General features: G+C 72.7%; 15 protein-coding genes and 2 pseudogenes. 13 read left to right on the top strand and 4 right to left on the bottom strand.

The annotated features are described in order from the left end of the window. Positions 1–105 precede the first annotated feature (105 nt). Complete coding sequence (locus QFZ58_RS08050; RefSeq protein ID WP_307124229.1) at positions 106–1,320, top strand: FAD-binding oxidoreductase; 1,215 nt, start codon at positions 106–108, stop codon at positions 1,318–1,320. A 68-nt stretch (positions 1,321–1,388) separates the two neighbouring features. Here QFZ58_RS08050 and QFZ58_RS08045 read toward each other — a convergent pair whose 3' ends face one another. Next, on the bottom strand, positions 1,389–2,951 hold the full coding sequence (locus tag QFZ58_RS08045) for a peptidoglycan-binding protein (protein ID WP_307124228.1): 1,563 nt from the start codon (positions 2,949–2,951) through the stop codon (positions 1,389–1,391). 212 nt (positions 2,952–3,163) lie between these two features. Further along, entirely contained in the window at positions 3,164–3,910 is a 747-nt protein-coding gene (locus QFZ58_RS08040; protein WP_307124227.1) for a nitroreductase family protein, read from the bottom strand. A 328-nt stretch (positions 3,911–4,238) separates the two neighbouring features. Here QFZ58_RS08040 and QFZ58_RS08035 point away from each other — a divergent pair, with 328 nt between their 5' ends. The 3 genes from QFZ58_RS08035 to QFZ58_RS08025 are packed head-to-tail and all read left to right on the top strand — an operon-like array spanning position 4,239 to position 6,665. Further along, positions 4,239–4,472: an acyl carrier protein gene (locus tag QFZ58_RS08035; protein WP_307124226.1), complete on the top strand. Its 234-nt coding sequence runs from the start codon at positions 4,239–4,241 to the stop codon at positions 4,470–4,472. Further along, positions 4,469–5,743, top strand: a complete 1,275-nt coding sequence (locus QFZ58_RS08030) for a beta-ketoacyl synthase (RefSeq protein WP_307124225.1) — start codon at positions 4,469–4,471, stop codon at positions 5,741–5,743. Before QFZ58_RS08035 ends, QFZ58_RS08030 begins: the two co-directional genes overlap by 4 nt. A gap of 16 nt (positions 5,744–5,759) precedes the next feature. Continuing rightward, complete coding sequence (locus QFZ58_RS08025; RefSeq protein ID WP_307124224.1) at positions 5,760–6,665, top strand: alpha/beta fold hydrolase; 906 nt, start codon at positions 5,760–5,762, stop codon at positions 6,663–6,665. Positions 6,666–6,684: 19 nt separating this feature from the next. Here the strand turns inward: QFZ58_RS08025 and QFZ58_RS08020 are convergent. Then, positions 6,685–9,103, bottom strand: a pseudogene (locus QFZ58_RS08020) (endonuclease/exonuclease/phosphatase family protein). Between the two features lie 561 nt (positions 9,104–9,664). Here QFZ58_RS08020 and QFZ58_RS08015 point away from each other — a divergent pair. The 7 genes from QFZ58_RS08015 (at position 9,665) to QFZ58_RS07985 (ending at position 17,219) form a co-directional block, all read left to right on the top strand. Next, a complete protein-coding gene (locus QFZ58_RS08015) occupies positions 9,665–10,918 on the top strand; it encodes an ROK family transcriptional regulator (RefSeq protein ID WP_307124223.1) in 1,254 nt (417 codons plus the stop codon). 385 nt (positions 10,919–11,303) lie between these two features. Then, on the top strand, positions 11,304–11,870 hold the full coding sequence (locus QFZ58_RS08010; RefSeq protein ID WP_307124222.1) for a flavin reductase family protein: 567 nt from the start codon (positions 11,304–11,306) through the stop codon (positions 11,868–11,870). A 13-nt stretch (positions 11,871–11,883) separates the two neighbouring features. After that, positions 11,884–12,948, top strand: coding sequence for an ABC transporter substrate-binding protein (locus tag QFZ58_RS08005; RefSeq protein WP_307124221.1), 1,065 nt, complete (start codon positions 11,884–11,886; stop codon positions 12,946–12,948). After that, the gene (locus QFZ58_RS08000) at positions 12,945–13,826 is read left to right on the top strand and encodes an ABC transporter permease (RefSeq protein WP_307124220.1); all 882 of its coding nucleotides are present in this window, start codon (positions 12,945–12,947) and stop codon (positions 13,824–13,826) included. Before QFZ58_RS08005 ends, QFZ58_RS08000 begins: the two co-directional genes overlap by 4 nt. After that, positions 13,802–14,548, top strand: coding sequence for an ABC transporter ATP-binding protein (locus tag QFZ58_RS07995; protein ID WP_307124219.1), 747 nt, complete (start codon positions 13,802–13,804; stop codon positions 14,546–14,548). Before QFZ58_RS08000 ends, QFZ58_RS07995 begins: the two co-directional genes overlap by 25 nt. 30 nt (positions 14,549–14,578) lie before the next feature. After that, entirely contained in the window at positions 14,579–15,958 is a 1,380-nt protein-coding gene (locus QFZ58_RS07990) for an LLM class flavin-dependent oxidoreductase (RefSeq protein ID WP_307124218.1), read from the top strand. A gap of 226 nt (positions 15,959–16,184) precedes the next feature. Beyond that, a complete protein-coding gene (locus QFZ58_RS07985; RefSeq protein ID WP_307124217.1) occupies positions 16,185–17,219 on the top strand; it encodes an aldo/keto reductase in 1,035 nt (344 codons plus the stop codon). Between the two features lie 49 nt (positions 17,220–17,268). Here QFZ58_RS07985 and QFZ58_RS07980 read toward each other — a convergent pair. Next, positions 17,269–17,649 (bottom strand): annotated as a pseudogene (locus QFZ58_RS07980) (VOC family protein); the annotation flags it as partial. A 321-nt stretch (positions 17,650–17,970) separates the two neighbouring features. On the opposite strand from QFZ58_RS07980, the gene QFZ58_RS07975 reads away from it, so the two are divergent. Together QFZ58_RS07975 and QFZ58_RS07970 are read left to right on the top strand one after the other, a co-directional pair. Continuing rightward, on the top strand, positions 17,971–19,467 hold the full coding sequence (locus QFZ58_RS07975; protein WP_307124215.1) for an MFS transporter: 1,497 nt from the start codon (positions 17,971–17,973) through the stop codon (positions 19,465–19,467). Then, on the top strand, positions 19,464–20,510 hold the full coding sequence (locus QFZ58_RS07970; RefSeq protein ID WP_307124214.1) for a glutathione S-transferase family protein: 1,047 nt from the start codon (positions 19,464–19,466) through the stop codon (positions 20,508–20,510). The genes QFZ58_RS07975 and QFZ58_RS07970 overlap by 4 nt, the downstream gene beginning before the upstream one ends. Positions 20,511–20,523: the final 13 nt, after the last annotated feature.

Raw genomic sequence — 20,523 nt, 5'->3', positions numbered from 1 at the left:
ACACAAGGCGCGGCGAGATGCGGGCGTCCGGCGGCCGTGATCGTCCGGCGCCCCCGATGCCATAATGCGGGCGCCGCATACGCGTTCACCGAGAAGGAGCAACCGATGGCAGCGGACGAGATCCTGGTGGTCGGAGCCGGAGTGGTGGGAGCCTCGGTCGCGTACCACCTGGCCCTGCTCGGTCACGAGCGCGTGACCGTGCTGGATGCCCGGGGGCCGGAGCGGTTGCCCGGATCGACCGGTCTGGCGCCCGGCTTCGTCGGCCAGCTCAGTGTGACGCCGGAGCTGGCCGTACTGGCCAAGGACAGCGTCGCCACCTACCTCGAGCTCTCCGCCTCCGCGGCCGAACCGCCCTTCCGCCAGGTCGGCTGCCTGGAGGTGGCGACCACCGAGGCGCGGCTGGAACAGTGCTACCAGGACGTCGAGCACGGCATGGCGCTGGGTGTCGAGGCGCACGTGCTGGACGCGGCGTCGGCCGTGGCGCTCGCCCCTGCGCTGGTCGACGCCGACCAGGCCGTCGGGGGCCTGCACATCCCGTCCGACGGCGCGGCGGACCCGGTCGCGCTGACCGGCGCACTGGTCGCCGCGGCGGAGCGGGCCGGTGCGCGCTTCTGCTGGAACACCCCGGTCGGTGCGCTGGAGACCGAGTGCGGCCGCGTCACCGGAGTACGCACGCGTGAGGACGGCGCCGTGGTGCGGGCCGGGCGGGTGGTGCTCGCCACCGGGATCTGGGGGCCCGTGCTCGCGGCGACCGCCGGTGTCCGGCTGCCCATGGTAAGCGTGCAGCACCCGTACCTGTTCACCGCCGAACGCCCCGAGCTGGACGACACCCCCATCGACACCCCCATCGTGCGCTACCCCGACCAGTCGGTGTACACCCGCCGCCACGGCCGCCGCTACGGGCTGGGCAGCTACGCGCACCCGCCGCTGCCCATGGAGCCAACCTCCGGCCTCGCCACCGCCGAACGTCCGTTCAGGGAACTGGACTTCGGCACCGCCCTGGCCGAGGCCACCGGCCTCGTGCCCGCCTTCCGCGACGCGCCGCTGGGACGCCGCCTCAACGGGGTCTTCGCCATGACGCCGGACGAACTCCCGCTGGTGGGCCCGGCAGCCGGTGTCCCCGGGCTGTGGTTCGCGGAGGCGAGCTGGATCACCCATGCCGCAGGTGTCGGCCGGCAGTTGGCCGGACAGCTGCTGGGGACCGGCGGAACACCGGTGGACCCCGCCCGGCTCGACCCCGGGCGCTTCGACACCTGGGACGAGCGCAAGGTGCGCGAGACGGCGCTCGGCCACTACCGGAGCGTGTACGACGCCCACTGACGCCGGCGGCGAGGCGGGCCCCCGCACAAGGGGGCCCGCCTCGCCGCGGCCGGAGGCACCGCGCGGGGTCAGCGTCCGGTCTGCAGCGCCGCCCAGGTGTCGGGTCCCACCCCGCCGTCGACCGTCAGGCCCCGCGCCTTCTGGTACGCGCGCACGGCCGTGTCCGTCGCCGAACCGAAGGTCCCGTCGACGGCGACCGTCGATCCGAGCGCGGCGGTCAGCGCCCGCTGCAGCCGCTTCACCGCCTCACCCGTACGACCCTCGGCGAGGACCGGGGTGGTGCCCGCGGAGAGCAGGGCGGTCCAGGTCCCCGTGTCGACCGTGCCGTCGGCGGTCAGCCCGCGGGCCGTCTGGAACGCCTGCACGGCGGACTTCGTCGCAGGGCCGAAGACACCGTCCACGGCGCCCACCTCGTAGCCCTGCCGGTCGAGCAGTTGCTGCGCGGCCCTGACCTGCGTGCCCGCCGAGCCCGGCTGCTGGGTCGCGTACGCGCCGAAGGTCAGCCCGTCGCTCTCGCTCCCGCCGCCGCCGGTCGTGCCGGTGCCGGTGACGAGCTGCATGTAGAGGGTCCAGTTCCAGTTGGCTCCCGGGTCGGTGTGGTCGTTCCCGGGGGCCTCGCTGTGCCCGATGACGTGGGAGCGGTCCTTCGGGATGCCGTACCGGTCGCACAGGTGGGCGGTGAGCGCCGCGGAGGAGCGGTACATGCTGTCGGTGAACCACGACGGGTCGTCGATGAAGCCCTCGTGCTCGATGCCCAGCGACGAGGCGTTGGCGCTCTTGGCGTGGTAAGCGGTGTCCTTGTCCCGCACCATCTGGGTGACCTCGCCGTCCGAGGAGCGGACGACGTAGTGGGAGCTGACCTTCGACGCCGCGTTCTGGAACCAGCTGATCGTGCCGGCGTACGAGCCCTGCATGACGTGGATGACCACCTTGTCGACCGTCGCCGTCCGGCCCGTCGCGTAGTTGGCGGAGGCGGCGGGCAGCCACAGGGCCGAGGGGTAGTCGGGGCTCGGCGTCGTGACCTGGGCGGTGGCCAGGTCACCCTTCTCGGGAGCGACCGGGCGGGAAGGCACCGAGACCCGTTCGCCGCCCCGGACCGTCGTGCGCAGACCCTCGGCGAGGAAGGTGTAGACGGTGTCCGCGTAGAGGGCGGCGACGGGGCCCTGCGCGCCGCTGTACCGGGCGACGGCCGGGTACCAGGCGTCGATGTCCCGGCGCTCGGCCCCGTCCAGGCCGAGCGCGTCGGCGTGGTTGCGCAGCACGGCGGCGCCGCCCAGGATGTTGGCCTCGGTGTCCTGGCGCAGATCGGCCGCGGACTCGCCCGTCAGCGCGGCGGCCTTCTCCAGGGAGCGGTTGGCCGGGTTGCTGACGAGGTGCATCACTCCGTATCCGTTCGCCTGGCTCGGGCGCCCGGCGTGGCCGTCCAGGTGCGTCTCGCCGTAGCCGACGGCGGCGAGCAGATCGCGCGGTACGCCGAACTTCTCGGCCGCCCTGTCGAAGGCCTGGTTCATGGGTTGTGGGGCGGTGGTCGCGGCCGGGGCCGGCCGGCCGGCGGCGACGAGGGCGGTGACGGCGAGAGCGGCCAGAACCGCTGTGCGTCCTGCGGTGTGGCCGGCGGGGCGTCGGGGCATACCTGCTCCTGGTCCGTGGGGGGAGAGTGGAGGTCCCCCGGGCCCGGTGGGGTGGGGCGGGGGCCTCGAGCCCGCACAGGCTATCCAGCTGAATATGGCATGACAACGGTGTCACGGTGTGTCCAATGTCCACTCACTCCAATGGAGTTGCGGCAGGGACGGCACACCGGTGGAGCCGCCGCCCCGGGCGGAGGGCGGCGGCGCGCCCGGCCCTACCAGCGGTCCCGGTGGATGACGTCGGCCACCGGCCGGCGCCGGACCGGTCCGAAGTTGCCCTGCGGCCGGCCCACCGGGATCGCGGCGAAGGTGCGCGTATCGGCGGGGATCCCGAGCGCCTCCTTCCATTCCGCCTCCAGCATCAGGTGCCAGATGGTGATGTTCGCGGCGAGCCCGAGCGCCCGCGCCGCGAGCAGGAGGTTCTGGACGCCCGGATAGACACAGGAGCCCTCGGCGAGCGCCTGGAAGCGCGTCTGCGTGCTCGTCATGTGCGCGACCCCCTCGGGGCCGAGCGCCTGGGCGTACGCCTGCAGACCCTCCTTCTCCAGCCGGGGCTCGGGGAACTTGTAGCAGGGGATGATCAGGGCCGGCGTGTCCGCGAAGTGGTCGCGCTGGTATTCGATGGCCGCGACCATCCGCCCGTACGCCGCGTCGTCCATGCCCTGGGGCGCGTACTTCCCGGTCGTCGCCAGATAGGCGTCCACGCAGCGCTTCCACAGCGGGGCCAGGCGGGCCATCACCTCGCGGTCGGTGACGACCACGTACTCGTAGCACTGCATGTTGCCGCCGCTGGGCCCCCAGACGGCGGCCTGTATGAGCTGCTCGATCGTCTCGTCCGGCACGGGGTCCGGCTCGAGGCGGCGCATGGCGCGCATGGTGGACATGGTCGCGAAGAGGCCGGGCCCGGCGAGTGCGGAGCCCTCGGCTGCGCCGGTGCCGGCCTGAACCGTTTCGAAGGTCATGATCGCGGAGTGTACGGCTCAAGGCCCGCCGCGGGCAGCCCCGTTGGGCTCCGGATGACGGCGCGGGCCGGCACTGCCGGACGGGCGCCACCGCCCTGGCTCCCCGGCCTTCCCGCGGGGCCCGCTCCCCGCCCGCCGTGTCGCCCGCCGCCTCGGCCCGGCGGATTCGCACACCTGGCCGTCCCCCCTCCTCACGGGGGAACGGAGTCCGGAATCCCGGCCGCGAAGGCGTATAAAGGGTCCCTCCCGAGCAGCCGGCGTCCCCGATGGCCATCTCACCCCCCACGCGGCCGGCGTCACCGCGTACCGAGAGCGGAGGAGCGTCCCCATGAGCACCTCGGAAGAGATCAGCGCCTTGCTCGTCACCCGATTCGGGACCGATCCCGATGTCATCCGGCCCGAGGTGCCGCTGCGTCAGCTGCGGCTGGACTCACTCGCCCTGGAGGAGTTGCGGCTGCTCATCGAGGACCGGATGGACATCGACCTGGAGGACGTCGTCCTGTCCTCGCGCGACACCGTCGGCCGGCTCGTCGCGGCCGTGAGCAGCAAGGCCGGCGCGTGAGCGGCCGCCGGCCTTTCGCACGCGCGTCCACACGGCCTGGCATCGAGCCGTTCGACGCGGCGGTCACCGGCATCGGCCTGGTCACCGCCGCCGGGGTGGGGGCCGGGGCGGCGTGGGACGGGGTGTGCGACGCGACCGCCGCCCCGAACGTCCTGCACCGGGAGGAACTGGCCGGCCTGCCGTGCGACTTCATGTACACCATCACCGGCCTGGACACCGAGGGCGTCCTGGGCGTCGCCGCCCTGCGGCTGATGGACCGCTTCTCGCAGCTCGCCGTGATCGCCGCCCGCGAGGCCGTCGCCGATGCCGGACTCGACCCGTCGGTCTGGGACAGCGGCCGCGTCGCCGTCGTCATCGGCTCCGCCCACGGCGGCCTGCCCTTCTACGACGCGCAGCACACCACCCTCACCGAACGCGGCGCCCGGCGGGTGTCCCCGAAGCTCGCCCCGCTGACCGTCGTCAACGGGGCGGCCAGCAGCGTCGCGATGGACCTGGGCGTCCACGGACCGAGCCAGGCCGTCTCCACGGCCTGCTCCTCCGGCACCGTCGCCATCGGCACCGCCCACCAGATGCTCCGCACCGGCGCGTGCGACATCGTCGTCGCGGGCGGCGCCGAATCGGTCTGCTCCCGGCTCCTGATCGCCAGCGCCTGCCAGATGCGGGCGGTCTCCACCCGGCGCGACGACCCGCAGGCGGCCTGCCGCCCCTTCGACACGCACCGCGACGGCTTTGTCGTCGGCGAGGGCGCCGGTCTCCTCGTCATGGAGCGTCCGGAGCACGCCCGCGCCCGTGGGGCCACCGTCCGGGCCCGCGTCGCGGGCTACGGCGCCTCCAGCGACGCCCACTCGGCCGTCGCCCCCGACCCTGACGGCCTCGGCATCGAACGGGCACTGCGCACCGCCCTGGCCGACGCCGGCATCGACGGGTCGGACATCGGGCACGTCAACGCCCACGGCACCTCCACCGTCGCCAACGACCTCATCGAGGCGACCATGCTGCGGCGGGTCCTCGGCGACCAGCCCCTCGTCACGTCCACCAAGGCGATGACCGGGCACACCCTCGGTGCCGCCGGCGGCATCGAGGCCGCGCTGACCGTCATGGCGCTCCAGCGCCAGCTCGTCCCGCCGACCGCCAACCTCGACGCTCCGGACCCCGGTATCCCCGTCGAGGTGGTGAGCAAGGAGGCCAGGCGGAGCACGTTCGACCACGCGGTCAAGACGTCGCTCGGCTTCGGCGGCCACAACGCGGCTCTCGTGCTCAGCAGGGCCTGACGGAAAGGGGAGCACGATGTCCCAGGAGATCATCCGCACCCTGTCCGTGGCGGGACTGCGGTACGGATACCGGGTGCTGCCCCGCGCCGGGCAGCCCGGCGCGGACTGTACCGCCCCCGTCCTCGTCCTGGGCGGCGCCCTGCAGGGGATGTTCGGCTGGCCGCAGATGGACGATCACCTCGGCCCGGTGGCCGACGTGGTGACCGCGGACCTGCCCGGCATGGGTACGGCCGACCCCCTGCCGCCGGGGCCGAGCGCCTCCCTCCTGCGCGCCGCGGTCACCGGGATCATCGACGACCTCGGCGCGCCCCGGATCAACCTGTTCGGCTTCTCCTACGGCGCGGCCATCGCCTTCGGCTGTGCGCGGCACGACCCGGGACGCATCGCCCGGCTCGTCCTCGGCGGCGTACCCGTCCACATCACCGACGAACAGCGGGGTCACTGGAACCGTGCGCGGCGTCGGCTCGCCGAGGGTGACGCGGAGGGTTTCGCGGTGCTCGCCGCCGACGGGCTGATGTGCCTGGACCCGGAGCGGCCGGTGCACCGCAGGGAGCTCGCCAGGCGTTACGTGCGCCGCTCGTTCCTGCACGCGCTCAACCACTCGCCGCATGCCGTCGATTCGCTGGAGCGGGCGCTGGGGGACCGGCCGGACTTCTCCGGGGGACTGTCGGGCGTCCCGGCGCTGGTCTTCGCGGGGGAGCACGACACGGTGACGTCACCGGAGCGGCAGCGGGCGTTCGCCGGCACGATCGAGGGCAGCCGGTTCCTCACACTCGCGGAATCCGACCACTGGGTCGTGCTGGAGCGTTCCGAGGACGTCGCCGCGCTCGTCACCCGCTTCTTCACGGACCAGCCCCTCGAGGCGGCGTCCGCCCGCCTCCCGCACCAGGTCACGGCCGCGGACGGCGCGGCCGTGACCTGAGCGGGACGCAGGCGGGCCGTCAGTGCCCGCGGCCCCCGCCGCGCACGTCGATCCGCACGATCTGCGGGTCGTGGTCGCTCGCCTGGTCGGCGAACTCGGCGTTGATGTGCACCACGTCGTAGTCGAGGCGGCGGATGCCGGGACTGGTCAGGATGTGGTCCAGGGTCTGGGAGTTGCCGTCGTAGACGTAGCTGTACTGCTCGTTACCGGGCAGCGTCGTGATGAGCGGCTTGAGGACCCTGCCGTCCGTCAGGGCGTCCATCGTCGGTGAGAACGCGAAGTCGTTCAGGTCGCCGAGCGTGATCACCTGGGCCGACCTGTCCGCCTTCAGCAGCGACTTCACGAAGGTGTTGACCTCCACGGCCTGCTGCACCCGCTTCGTCTCCGAGCTGCGCACCGGCTCCTGGTAGCGGCCGTGCAGGGGTTGGTCGCCCCCCTTGGACGTGAAGTGGTTGCCGATGACGAAGACCGGCTCGCCGCGGAAGCGGAACTCGCCCACCAGCGGCTTGCGGCTGTCGTCCCAGGCCGCGCTCGCCGGGTTGATGCGGCCCGGCGAGACGGAGAGCGTGGCGCCCTTCTTCGTCTTCACGGCCTCCACGGCGGTGGTCGCGTCGCCGCCCGCCCGGTCCACGAAGTCGACCCGCTGGGGGTTGTAGAGGAAGACGTTGCGGATGTTGCCGCCGGGCTCGCCGCCGTCCTGGCCGTCCGCCGGGGCGATGTAACGCCAGGCGTACCGCGGGCCGCCGGCTGCGACGATCGCGTCCGTGAAGCGCTTCAGCGTCGCCTCGGAGCCCACGGTGGCGTCGTTCACCGCCCCGTTGTCGTCCTGGATCTCCTCCAGCGAGACGATGTCGGGGGAGGCGAGCCCGACCGCGACACCGGTGGCGAGCGTGTCGAACTTGGCCTGTCCGTCCAGCGCGTCCAGGTTCTCCACGTTGTACGTGGCGACCGCGAGTTCCCTGCGCTTCTGCTTGCGCGTCACCTCACGCTTCAGGCCGTTGTCCAGAAGGGTGCCCAGCTCGGTGGCCTGCACGTTGTAGCCGCCGAACGAGGCGTAGTCGACGACGCCCGTGGTGGTGCCGGACAGGACGTCGCCGACGTCGGCCGCCGGGACCGGCTGCGCGGCGTCCAGCGACATGACCTTGAGGCGGCCGGTGTTCTGGTCCTCGTACGACGAGTAGAGGGTGCCACCGCGCCGGGTCGGGTTCTCCTGCGGCTTGACCGTCACCCAGACCTCGTCGTACGCGGTGGTCGCACCCGTCACCCGGGTGTCGGCCATGGTGACGCGGGCACCCTCCAGCGACTCGTACAGGTCCAGCGCGTACGTCGCCGGGTCGAGGGCCAGGGCGTCGATCGACCCGCCGCCGGCCGTCGGGACGTAGCCGTCCGGCACCGAGGCCGCGTCGAGGACGACGGGCGTGGGCAGGGCGTTGCCCGAGGACAGGACCGTGGTCAGCGGGGCCGTGAGCTGGGTGAGCGACTGGGTGCCGGTGGCCGGGTAGTACTCGGCCACCTTGCCGCTGACCAGCACCGAGTCCCCGACCGCGACGGTGGGGGCGGCGGAGCCCGTGTAGACGAACAGGCCCTCGCTCGTACGGGCGTCGGCATCCGGCGCGGTGTCCTGGATCCAGAAGCCGCGCGAGCCGGTGGCGCGTACGCCGGTGACGACGCCGGGCACGCCGGTCACCGCCTGGCCGGCCAGCGGGGAGACGCGGGTGGTGCCCTGGATGTCGTGCACCCGCACGGTGCCGGGTTCGGTCGGTCCGCCGGGCTCGCCGGGATCCGTCCCGCCGCCCGTGCTCCCGCCGGCCGCGTTGACCGGCGTCGGCGTGCCCGCGCCGAGGTCCGCCGCGTTGTCGTCGGTGTCCGCCAGGGACGCGCCGCGGGCCACGGAGGCGGTGGCCGAGGCGCCCGTCGCCGGGCCGCCGCCCTCGCGCACGACCGCGGAGCCGTAGCCGACGAGGTCGACGATCCGGGTGTCGGCGGCGCAGTCCGCGGCGGTCCTGCAGGTCAGCGGGGTGGTACCGGAGACGAGTGCGACGGTCCCGCTCGACGCGGACATCGCGACCGTGCCGGTGGCGTCCGCGGCGGGCAGCGGCACCGTGCCGCCGGTGCCCGCGGACTCGGCGACGAGGTAGCGGCCACCGGGCGCGACGGTGCCGGTCAGCGCGGTCACCTGCCACAGCGAGCCGGCGGACGGGGTGCCCGGCAGGTACTGGACGCTGAGGCCGGACAGGCCGAACGGGCTCGAACCGGCGTTGGCCAGCTCGACGAAGTCACGGGTGAGCGTCGCACCGGAGTTGCCCCCGCCGCCGTACACCTCGGATATGACGGCGGGAGGACGACGGTGTCGCGAAGGCGGCGGGCAGCGCGGTCACCGAAAGGGTCACGGCGACGGCGCCGGCCAGCAGGGCGGAGCCGGGTCTGGCTATCTGCACGGGAACTGCCCCCAAGTATGTAGTGAGGGGGCAAAAACTATGCGCGTAGACCGGAGGTGACAAGGTATCGAAAGGTTAATTCCTGGAAACGGTGGGGCCGGTGGGCCCCGGCAGGGGACAACGGGCAGGCCGGGACGTCGCGTTCGCTGCCATGGGGCCGCGCTCGGCGGCCCTGCCCGCACGACGCGGCCACACGCCGTACACACCCCCTCGACGTGACGCAACACGGGGGCAACGACCGCCGTGGACAGGCCGTCCATCATGCGGTCAGAGGTTTGACCGGCTCGCGGCGGTCCGGCTACGTTGCGCGGCATGCAGCGATCCGCACACCTGACGACGCGAGGTCACGTCGACCTGAAGCGCGTGTGCTCCGCGGCGTGTCACCAGGGCTGACCGACCCGTCCCCGCGACCGCACCGGAGACCACGTCTCCACCGCCGTGCGCACGGCGCACCGTCACGGGAACGCTGAACGGCCGGCACGACGCCGGCCCTTCCGTCAGGGGCCCCGTCCAGGGGCACCCCCTCCACGCCCGCTGCCATCGAGGACCCGGAAGACACCCGTGACGAGTCTGCCTGCGCCCGCCCCCCGCTCCCGGCCTCCGCGCCGCTTCGAGATCCGCTCGGCCGGGCACGGCCGTCGTGCCTCCGGCACGGGCTCCGTGCTGGGCGCGATCCTCGACCACGGCCCGGTGGCCCGCTCCACCGTCGCCCGGCTCACCGGCCTCTCGCCGGCCTCGGTGACCGGACACGTCGGACAGCTCATCTCCCGCGGTCTGGTCCGGGAGAGCGCCGAGGCGACCGGTCCGCGCGGGCTCGGCCGCCCGCACGTACCCGTGGAGATCGACACCGGCCGCTTCCTCGTGGCCGGCGCCCACATCGCGGTGGCGCACTCGACGGTTGCCCTGATGGACCTGCGCGGGCGGGTGGTCGCCGAGGACCGCAGGCCGCACCGCGGCACGGAACCCCGCCACATCCTCGACGACCTGGCCGCCCGGCTGCCCCGGTTGACGGCCACGCACGCGGCCGGGCGGCAGGTGCTGGCCCTGGGCGTCGCCACCGGCCACCGGGTGGACCCGGACGCCGGAGTCGTCGTCGAGCACCCGCACCTCGGGTGGCGGGCCGTGCCGGTACGCGACATCCTGACCGCCGCCACCGGGCTCCCGGTCCATGTGGACAGCCACGCGCGGGCGCTGGCGCGGGCGGAGCAGCTCTTCGGTGAGGCGTCGACCCGGGCCAGCACGGTGCTGCTCTTCATCGGCGCGGTCGTGGACGCGGCCTTCGCCACCTCCGGAGAGCTGCACCGGGGCCCCCGCTCCGGTGCCGGCAGCGTGGCCCATCTGCCGCTGGGGGCGGGCGGATCGGGTGACGCGGGGCCCTGCGGCTGCGGGCGGACCGGCTGTCTGCAGTCGGAGGTGTCCGAGCGTGCCATGGTCCGTCGCGCGGCCGCGCAGGACCTGCGCGTGGACACCTTTCAGGAGCTGCTCGACCACGCCGTGGCGGGGGAGCGGCGCGCTGTGGAACTGTTCCGCCGCCGTGCCCGGCTGGTGGGGCGGGCCGCGGCTCTGCTCCTGGACATGTTCGACCCGGAGTGCCTGGTGGTGGTGGAACCGGGGACGGGCCGGCTGCCGGAGTGTCTCGCCGACCTCCGGGCCGAGGTGGGAACGCGCTCCTGGGTCTGCGACGACCCGGAACGGGCCGTGGTGCCCAGCAGTTTCACCGGATCGGTCCTGGCCACCGCAGGCGGCGCCGTGGCGCTGGGCGCCCTCCACACCGACCCGCTGGGGCCCTGGCCCGCGCTGCCGAAAGTCTCCTGACCGCCGCCGGTTCCCGCTTTAATTCAGAACGTTGCATTGTTGACCGCCCGCCCCGCGAACGGGAAGATGGATTCATGACCAGCCGACAGCGGAATTCGAGGAACGTGTCCACGCCGGCACATTCCTGCCGCGCGGCCGCGCCGATGAGCGGAAACGCCCGGCGCTCCTGTTGTCGCCCCTGTCCGGGTAACCGGCAGCGATAGGCAGTAATTTCGGGGCGGTCCGCTTCCGCGCGTGATTCCCCCTCCGCCCTGAAATACGCATCGCCTTCCTCCCCGCATTTCCCGGACACCGGATGCGCGCACTCCCGCGCACTCCCGTGTTCCCTGATGCCCGCGCGCCTTTCGGCACGCCCCGCTTTCCGCCTCTCGACCGAGGAGAGACATTGACCGTCACCGTGTCCTCGTACGCCGCCGTCCAGCCGCCCGCACCCGCCGTGCCCGCCGCTCCTGCCGGCACCCCCGGTATCGCCGCGGAGCGCTTCAAGCAGGCCTTCCGCCGGTACCCGTCCGGTGTCGTCGTCGTCACCGCCGACGCCGGCCGCGGGCCGGTGGGATTCACCGCCACCTCCCTCACCTCGCTCTCCCTCACGCCGCCGCTGGTCTCCTTCGGCATAGGGACGTCCACCTCGTCCTGGCCGCACATCGAGCGGGCCGCCACGGCCGTCGTGAACTTCCTCGGCGCCGAACAGGAGGCGCTGGCCACCACGTTCGCCACCAGCGGCATCGACCGGTTCGCCGCGCCGACCCGGTGGAGCCGGTTGGCCGGCGGGGAGCCCGTGCTCGACGGGGTGACCGGGTGGCTGCGGCTCACCCTCCGAAGCGTCGTCCCCGCCGGGGACCACCGCATCGTCGTCGCCCGGGTCGAGGAGTCCTGGCTCGACGAGGGGCGCAGCCCGCTGCTCTTCCACGACGGCTCCTACCACTCCATCCGCCCCGCGCCCGACCAGTGAGCAGGAACACACGATGACACGCCATGACAACCGGCGGGCCCTGGCCCGCAGATCATTCCTCGCACTGGCCGGAGGGGCCGTACTGAGCGTTGCCGCCTGCTCCCCGCAGACGAAATCCGTGGCTTCGGCAGAACCCGCCGGCGCCCTGCCGTCCGGGGATCCGCCGCCCGGGACCGAGCTGAACATAGCCGTCCGTACGGCGCGGCTCCAGTTCGAGGCCTCCGGGCTGGCGAAGGAACTCCCCTTCACCGTCTCCGAGTGGCCGAACCTGTCGGCAGGGCCCGACATCATCCAGGGTTTCCGCGCCACATCCATCGACCTGGCCACCAATGCCGGAATTCCGCCTATCCAGGCTCACGCCATCGGCGTACAGGCGAAAATAGTCGGGGTGCAGGTCCGCAGATACCCGCTGTACACGTTCGCGACGGCTCCCGGCTCGGCCGTGACGAAGGCCGCGGACTTCCGGGGGAAGAAGATCGCGTTCTCCCAAGGGCAGGCGCAGGGCGTCGTCGTCCTGCGGGCGCTCAAGGAGGCGGGGCTGAAGAACAGCGACGTCGAGCTGGTCGCCCTGCCCAGCACGCAGTTCCTCACCGCCCTGCAGTCCGGACAGGTCGATGTGGCGCCGCTGGGCGAACCGACCCTGACGAAATACCTCGACCAGTACGCCAAGGACGGCGCCCGCGGGGTGAAGACGGAGGTCGTCGACCTGCTGACCGTGCTCTGGGCGCCGAACGAGGTCCTCAACGACCCGGCGAAGGCCGCGGCCGTGCGCAGCTTCGTACCGCTGTGGGCACGCGGTCAGGTGTGGGCGTGGGAGAACCCCGACGAGTGGATCGACGCCTACTACGTCAAGGACCAGGGCGTGACGAAGGAGGACGGCAGACGCATCGTCGCCTCCCTGCACAAGCCGCAGTTCCCGGTCAGCTGGGACGACGCCATCGCCTGGGAGCAGGAGACCGCCGACCTGATGGCCGAGGGCGGCTTCGTGCCGGAGCAGAAGGCCGCCGAACTGTTCGACCGCCGCTTCGAAGGGCTGGCGGCCGAGGCCGTGGCCGCCGAGTACCGGGAGGAGTCATGACCGACCTGTTGGCCGAGGCATATCTGGCCGGGCCCGGGACGCCGGAGGCGCGGCAGACCGGACCGGAGGCCGCCCGGGCCGCCCCGGTCTCCAGGGGCACCCGACGGCGGCTCGGCCCCGGCCGGGCGCTGCCCTTCGGACGGCTGATCGGCCCGGGGCTCCTCGTTCTGCTGTGGTGGGGGGCCTCGGCGTCCGGCTACCTCGACCCGCGGATCCTGTCCTCGCCCGGCACGGTGTTCGCCACCGCCGCCGACCTGATCACCACCGGCCGCCTGCAGGACAACGTCCTCGTCTCGCTCCAGCGCGCCGGACTCGGACTGTTCTTCGGTGTGTCCGCCGGCGTCGTCCTCGCCGTGGCGGCGGGACTGAGCCGCAGCGGGGAGTACCTGCTGGACGGCCCGCTCCAGATCAAGCGGGCCATTCCCTCCCTGGCCATGCTCCCGCTGCTGATCCTCTGGCTCGGCATCGGCGAGCAGATGAAGGTCACCGTCATCGCGCTCGGCGTCGCGGTGAACATGTACATCAACACGTACGCCTCGCTGACCGGCATCGACGGCAAGTACGTGGAACTCGCCGAGGGACTCGACCTGAGCCGGGCGACCTTCATCCGCAAGGTCGTCGTACCCGGATCGCTGCCCGGCTTCTTCGTCGGCCTGCGGCTCGGCGTCACCTCCTCCTGGCTCGGCCTCATCGTGGTCGAGCAGATCAACGCCACCAGCGGTATCGGCTACATGATGTTCCAGGCCCAGCAGTACGCCCAGTCCGACGTGATCATCGTGGGGCTGGTGGCCTACGGGATCTTCGGCTTCGCCTCGGACGCGGCGGTACGCGCAGTCGAGAGGAAGGCCCTGTCATGGCGCCGCACACTGGCAGGCTGACGGAAGCCCGGCCCGCGATCCGCACCTCCCGGCTGGTACGGCGGTTCGGGGACCGGGACGTCCTCAAGGAGCTCGATCTGATCGTGGCGCCGGGGGAGTTCACCGCCCTCCTCGGCCGCAGCGGCTCCGGCAAGTCCACTCTCCTGCGGGCCGTCGCCCGGCTCGACCACACGGTCGAGGGATCCGGCGAACTCTCCGTGCCCGACCGGGTCTCGCTCTCCTTCCAGGACTCCCGGCTGCTGCCCTGGCTGAGGGTGCTCGACAACGTCGTCCTCGGGCTGCGCGGACCCGGGGCCCGCGAGCGGGGCCTCACGGCGCTCGCCGAGGTCGGACTGGAAGGCCGCGACCGCTCCTGGCCCCACGAGCTGTCCGGCGGCGAACAGCAACGCGCCGCCCTGGCCCGGGCGCTCGTCCGTGACCCCGAACTCCTGCTCGCCGACGAGCCGTTCGGTGCCCTGGACGCGCTGACGCGGATCAAGATGCACGGCCTGTTGCGCGAGCTCTACGAACGCCACCGCCCCGCCGTCCTGCTCGTCACCCACGACGTCGACGAGGCCGTGGAACTCGCCGACCGGGTGCTCGTCCTGGAGGACGGCCTGATCTCCATGGACCTCAGGATCGACCTGCCCTCCCCACGCTCCCGGCGTGAACCGCGCTTCCAGGAGTACCGCGACACACTGCTCGCCGCCCTCGGCGTGACACAGCCCCAGCTCACCCACTGACTTTCCGAGTCCGTCCGAGGAGAAGACACCATGCCGCGCAAGCAGCTCCACCTGAACGCCTTCCTGATGTCCACCGGCCACCACGAGGCGTCCTGGCGCCTCCCCGAGAGCGACGCCGGGGCCGGCTCCGACCTGGAGCACTACAAGAACCTGGCCCGCATCGCCGAACGCGGCCGTCTGGACTCCCTGTTCCTCGCCGACGGGCCCGTCCTCATGGGCGACCCCGGCCGGCGCCCCGCCGCCAAGCTGGAACCCACCGTCCTGCTCACCGCGCTCGCCGGAGTCACCGAGCGCATCGGCCTGATCGCCACCGCGTCCACCAGCTACAACGAGCCGTACAATCTGGCCCGCCGCTTCGCGTCGCTGGACCACGTCTCCGGGGGCCGGGCCGGCTGGAACATCGTGACCACCGCCGGTGCCGACGCGGCCCGCAACTTCGGTCTCGACGACACACCCCTGCACCGCGACCGCTACCGGCGCGCCGTCGAGTTCGTCGAGGTGTCCACGAAGCTCTGGGACAGCTGGGCGGACGACGCGGTCGTGGCCGACAAGGAGGCCGGGGTCCACGCGCTGGCCGACCGGGTCCGCGGCATCGGCCACACCGGCGAGTTCTTCCGCGTCGAGGGCGCGCTCAACGTGGAACGCCCCCCGCAGGGCTACCCGCTGCTCGTCCAGGCGGGCTCCAGCGAGGACGGCAAGGACTTCGCGGCCCGCTACGCGGAAGCGGTGTTCACCGCGCAGCAGACCCTGGAGGAGGGCATCGCCTTCTACAAGGACGTCAAGCAGCGTGCCGAGGCGCTGGGCCGCAACCCGGACGGCATCAAGATCCTGCCCGGCATCGTCCCGGTCATCGGCGACACCGAGGCCGAGGCGCTCGCACTGGACGCGGAGCTCGACCGGCTCATCGTCCCGGAGTACGCCAAGCGCCAGCTGGCCCGGACGCTGAAGCTCGACGCCGCCGACCTGCACCTCGACCGGGAACTGCCCGCCGACCTCCCCGACGAGGACGAGATCGAGGGGGCCAAGAGCCGCTACACCCTGGTGGTGGAGCTCGCGCGACGGGAGAGGCTGACGGTGCGCCAGCTCATCGGACGGCTCGGCGGCGGGCGCGGCCACCGCACGTTCGCGGGAACGGCCGAGCAGGTCGCCGACACCATCGAGCACTGGTACGACAGCGGTGCGGCCGACGGCTTCAACATCATGCCCGCCGTGCTCCCGTCCGGGCTCGAGAGCTTCGTCGACCGGGTCGTCCCGATACTCCAGGAGCGCGGTCTGTTCCGCACCGAGTACACCGGAGCCACCCTGCGCGAGCACTACGGACTGCCGAGGCCCGCCAACCGGCTGTTCGACACCGTCGACACCGGCGACGGCCACACCGGTATCGGTCTCGCGACGGCTGCGGCCCGGTGACCGGCTGTCCTGACGGCGGGTGGAGTGATCCGGGAGGAGGAGCCGGCGACCGGCCGGCGCCACACGGGCGCCTCCTCCCCGTTCACGGCACCCCCACCTCGTCGCCGGCCGTACGAGGCGTCTGCCACCGCTCGTGGGAAGCCTTCCGGCAGAAGGGGAACCCCTCACCGGCCGACGGCCTCACCGGCCGTCACCGCACCGATGAACTGGTCAAGGAGAACGCACGATGACGGAGTACCGCACCCTCGGGCGCACCGGCGTGAAGGTCAGCCCGCTGGCCCTCGGCACGATGATGTTCGGCCCCCGTGGCAACGCCGACCACGACGACGGCGTCCGGATCATCCACCACGCGCTCGACTCGGGCATCAACTTCGTCGACACCGCGGACGTCTACTCCGCGGGCGAGTCGGAGACCATCGTCGGCAAGGCCCTCGCCGGGGGGCGGCGCGACGACGTGGTGCTGGCCACCAAGTTCCACGGCAGCCTCGGCGACGGCCCCAACGAACGGGGCAACAGCCGCCGCTGGATCATCCGGGAGGTCGAGAACAGCCTCCGCAGGCTCGGCACCGACTGGATCGACCTCTACCAGGTGCACCGTCCCGAGCCGGACACCGACTTCGACGAGACCCTCGGCGCGCTCTCCGACCTCGTCCACCAGGGCAAGATCCGTTACATCGGCACCTCGACCTTCGAGCCGTCCGCGATCGTCGAGGGCCAGTGGCTCGCCGAGCGCAGGGGCCGTGAACGCGTGGTCGCCGAGCAGCCGCCGTACTCCCTGCTGGCCCGTGGCATCGAGCGTGAGGTCCTGCCGGTCGCCCAGCGGTACGGCCTCGGGGTGCTGTCCTGGAGTCCGCTGGCCGGCGGATGGCTCTCCGGCCGCTACCGCACCGGCGCCGCGCAGCCCGCGTCCAGCCGCACCGCCCGCCAGGCCGCCCGCTTCGACGTCACCGCACCGGAGAACGCCGCCAAGCTGGCCGCCGCGGAGGTGCTGGCGCACCTTGCCGAGGAGGCCGGACTCACCCTCGTACAGCTCGCCCTGGCCTTCGTCCTCGAACACCCGGCCGTCACGTCGGCGATCATCGGCCCGCGCACCTTCGAACAGCTGGACAGCCAGCTGGGCGCGGACAAGGTGCGGCTGGGCAGGGACGTCCTGGACCGGATCGACGAGATCGTCCCGCCCGGCACCAACCTCTCGGCACGCGACGCCGGTTACACCCCACCGGCGCTCACCGAGCCGGCGCTGCGCCGCCGCTCCGCCTGACGGGCTCCGCCGTACCGTCCTCCGCCGTACCGTCCTCCGCCCGACGGGCCGGGTAGACGGCCAGCGAGAACGAGTGGCCGGCCGGATCGTTGTAGACGCGGACGTCGCGCGGGCCGCTGTTGCTGTCCCGGGTGTCCACCGGCCGGGCGCCGAGGCTTATCGCCTCGCGCTCGGCCTCGTCCATGTCTCCCGGGTCCACCAGAATGCGCAGGTGCGCCTGCTGGGAGTTCTCGGGGCGCGGCCAGCTCGGCGGTGCGTGACCGTGGTCGCGGCGGATGGCCATGTGCACGCCGTCGTGGCCGACGATCTCGACGAAGTCGGGGTCGTCCGCCAGGCGCGTCTCGGCGTCGAGGAGGGAGGCGTAGAACTGCGCGAGCTCGGTGGGTTCGGCGCAGTCCAGAACCAGAACACTCGTTTTTGCGACAGTCATGTTCCACCGGTACCCCCGTCGGGGCCCGACACGCCAGGGTGCGGGCGCCGACCGCCGACCGCCGACCGCCGACCGCCGACCGCCGACCGCCGACCGCCGACCGCCGACCGGACGGCCACCTGCCACCGGGCACGCTGTCCGCTCCCGTGCCGGGCCGCCCCTGACGCGGCCTCCCGTCCACGGGCCGCTCCAGGCGATCGGGACCGGGGACCGCGGACCGCTGAACCGCACCTCCCGGGCACGCGGCTGACAGGGGCGCGCCGCCCGGGTGCGCGGCGCGCCCGGGGTGACGATGGGCGGACCGGCGCCTAGGGTGCGGGCATGGCAGAGAGCACGGGGAACCGGGACACAGCCGCCTCCGGTCCGGCACCCTCCGATCCCCGTCGCTGGCGCGCCCTCGCCGTCTGTCTCGTGGCGGGTTTCATGACGCTGCTCGACGTCTCCATCGTCAACGTGGCACTGCCGTCCATCAAGGAGGGCCTGCAGACCCCGGAGTCCGACCTCCAGTGGGTGCTCTCGGGCTACGCGCTCGCCTTCGGACTCGTCCTCATCCCCGGCGGACGGCTCGGCGACGCCCGGGGGCGCCGAGCGGTGTTCATGGCGGGGCTCGCCCTGTTCACCCTGTCCTCGGCCGCCTGCGGGGCCGCCCAGTCCAGCACCTGGCTCGTGGTCGCCCGGCTCGTCCAGGGCGCGGCCGGCGGGCTGCTCTCGCCCCAGATCTCCGCACTGATCCAGCAGATGTTCTCCGGCCGCGAACGCGGCCGCGCCTTCGGAATGTTCGGCACCGTGGTCGGCATCTCCACCGCGGTCGGACCCCTCCTGGGCGGGCTGCTCATCCAGATGGCCGGGGCCGAGGAGGGCTGGCGCTGGGTGTTCTACGTCAACCTGCCCATCGGACTCGTCTGCCTCCTGCTGGCCCGGCGGCTGCTCCCGGACACCCCGTCGGCGACCCGGGTCAGGCCGCGCGACCTGGACCCCGTCGGCGTGCTGCTCCTCGGAGCCGGGGTGCTCGCCCTGCTGCTGCCGTTCGTCCAGGCCCAGCAATGGCCGGGGAACGGCAAATGGCTGCTCCTGCTGGTGGCCCTGGTCCTGCTCACCGCGTTCACCGCCTGGGAGTCGCGCTGCGCCGGACGCCGTGTCCAACCGGTCCTGGACCTCTCCCTCTTCCGGCTCCGGTCCTTCTGGCTCGGCTGTCTGATGATCCTTCTGTACTTCGCGGGATTCACCTCGATCTTCTTCATCACCACGCTCTACTTCCAGTCCGGACTGCACTACAGCGCCCTGGAGGCGGGCCTCGCGATCACCCCGTTCGCCCTGGGCGCCGGCGCCTCCGCGGGCATCGGCGGCAGGCTGGTCCACCGCTTCGGACGGCCGCTGATCGTCGTCGGACTCGCGATGGTGGCCGCCGGGCTCGGCCTCACCGCACTCGCCGCCCACCTGGTGCCGGGACGGGGTGCCGGGCTCGCCATGGCGGCCCCCCTGCTGCTGGCCGGACTCGGCAGCGGTCTCGTGATCGCGCCCAACCAGACCCTCACGCTCTCCGAGGTCCCCGTGCCGAACGCGGGCAGCGCCGGAGGCAGCCTCCAGACGAGCCAGCGCGTCGGATCGGCCATCGGGATCGCCGCTGTGGGTTCGGTCTTCTTCGCCCACCTGGGGGAAGACGGCTGGGCGGACGCCTACGACCACGGGTTGATCGTCTCGGTCGCCTTCGTCCTTGCCGGGCTGATCGTCGCCCTGGCCGATGTCGTGGCGGGCAGGCGGGGCAGCAGTCATGAGGAGAAGGCCGCGACACCCGAACCGACGAGGAGAGCATCATGAGCGACGCAGCGGACCAGGGCCCAGCCGACCGGGAACCCGGCGGGAACACCTCGTACGGGCACAAGCCCTTCAAGCGGTCCCGCAGCCACTTCGCCGACCGCATCACCGCCGACGGACGCGACGGCTGGCCCGTCGAGGCGGGCCGCTACCGGCTCGTGGTCAGCCGGGCCTGCCCGTGGGCCAGCCGGTCGCTGGTCTCCCGGCGGCTCCTCGGCCTGGAGAGCGCCCTGTCCCTGGCCGTCGCCGACCCCATCCAGGACGACCGCAGCTGGCGCTTCACCCTGTACGGGGACGGCCGGGACCCGGTGCTCGGCATCCGCTACCTGAGCGAGGCGTACGACGCCCGCGAGCGGGACTACCCCGGGGGCGTCAGCGTGCCCGCGATCGTCGACGTACCGAGCGGCCGGCTCGTCACCAACGACTACCAGCAGATCACCCTCGACCTGGCCACCGAGTGGACGGACCTGCACCGTCCCGGCGCCCCCGACCTCTACCCCGAACGGCTGCGCGGCGAGATCGACGAGGTCATGGACGGCATCTACCGGGACGTCAACAACGGCGTCTACCGGGCCGGGTTCGCCAGCGGACAGGGTGAGTACGAGGCCGCCTACGTCGACGTGTTCCGCCGTCTCGACCTGGTCTCCGAGCGGCTCGCCGGGCAGCGCTACCTGGTCGGGGACACCATCACCGAGGCGGACATCCGGCTGTTCACCACCCTGGTGCGGTTCGACGCCGTCTACCACGGCCACTTCAAGTGCAACCGCGCCAAGCTGACCGAGGACCCCGTCCTGTGGGCGTACGTCCGCGACCTGTACCAGATCCCCGGCTTCGGAGACACCGTCGACTTCGACCACATCAAGCGGCACTACCACCGGGTGCACACCGGCATCAACCCCACCGGCATCGTGCCGCTCGGACCCGACCTGTCCGGCTGGCTGACCCCGCACCACCGGGAACAGCTGGGCGGCCGGCCGTTCGGTGACGGCACCCCGCCCGGGCCCGTGCCGCCCGGTGAGGAGGTGGCGCCCACGGGACGGCCCTGACCGGCCGGCCCGG

The organism is Streptomyces sp. B1I3 (assembly GCF_030816615.1).
GTDB lineage: Bacteria > Actinomycetota > Actinomycetes > Streptomycetales > Streptomycetaceae > Streptomyces.
This window is presented reverse-complemented; position numbering and strand designations above follow the sequence as displayed.

Coding starts and splice junctions, on each gene's coding strand:
- QFZ58_RS08050 (WP_307124229.1), top strand. CDS start 106: ATGGCAGCGGACGAGATCCTGGTGGTCGGAGCCGGAGTGGTGGGAGCC.
- QFZ58_RS08045 (WP_307124228.1), bottom strand. CDS start 2,951: ATGCCCCGACGCCCCGCCGGCCACACCGCAGGACGCACAGCGGTTCTG.
- QFZ58_RS08040 (WP_307124227.1), bottom strand. CDS start 3,910: ATGACCTTCGAAACGGTTCAGGCCGGCACCGGCGCAGCCGAGGGCTCC.
- QFZ58_RS08035 (WP_307124226.1), top strand. CDS start 4,239: ATGAGCACCTCGGAAGAGATCAGCGCCTTGCTCGTCACCCGATTCGGG.
- QFZ58_RS08025 (WP_307124224.1), top strand. CDS start 5,760: ATGTCCCAGGAGATCATCCGCACCCTGTCCGTGGCGGGACTGCGGTAC.
- QFZ58_RS08005 (WP_307124221.1), top strand. CDS start 11,884: ATGACACGCCATGACAACCGGCGGGCCCTGGCCCGCAGATCATTCCTC.
- QFZ58_RS08000 (WP_307124220.1), top strand. CDS start 12,945: ATGACCGACCTGTTGGCCGAGGCATATCTGGCCGGGCCCGGGACGCCG.
- QFZ58_RS07995 (WP_307124219.1), top strand. CDS start 13,802: ATGGCGCCGCACACTGGCAGGCTGACGGAAGCCCGGCCCGCGATCCGC.
- QFZ58_RS07990 (WP_307124218.1), top strand. CDS start 14,579: ATGCCGCGCAAGCAGCTCCACCTGAACGCCTTCCTGATGTCCACCGGC.
- QFZ58_RS07985 (WP_307124217.1), top strand. CDS start 16,185: ATGACGGAGTACCGCACCCTCGGGCGCACCGGCGTGAAGGTCAGCCCG.
- QFZ58_RS07975 (WP_307124215.1), top strand. CDS start 17,971: ATGGCAGAGAGCACGGGGAACCGGGACACAGCCGCCTCCGGTCCGGCA.
- QFZ58_RS07970 (WP_307124214.1), top strand. CDS start 19,464: ATGAGCGACGCAGCGGACCAGGGCCCAGCCGACCGGGAACCCGGCGGG.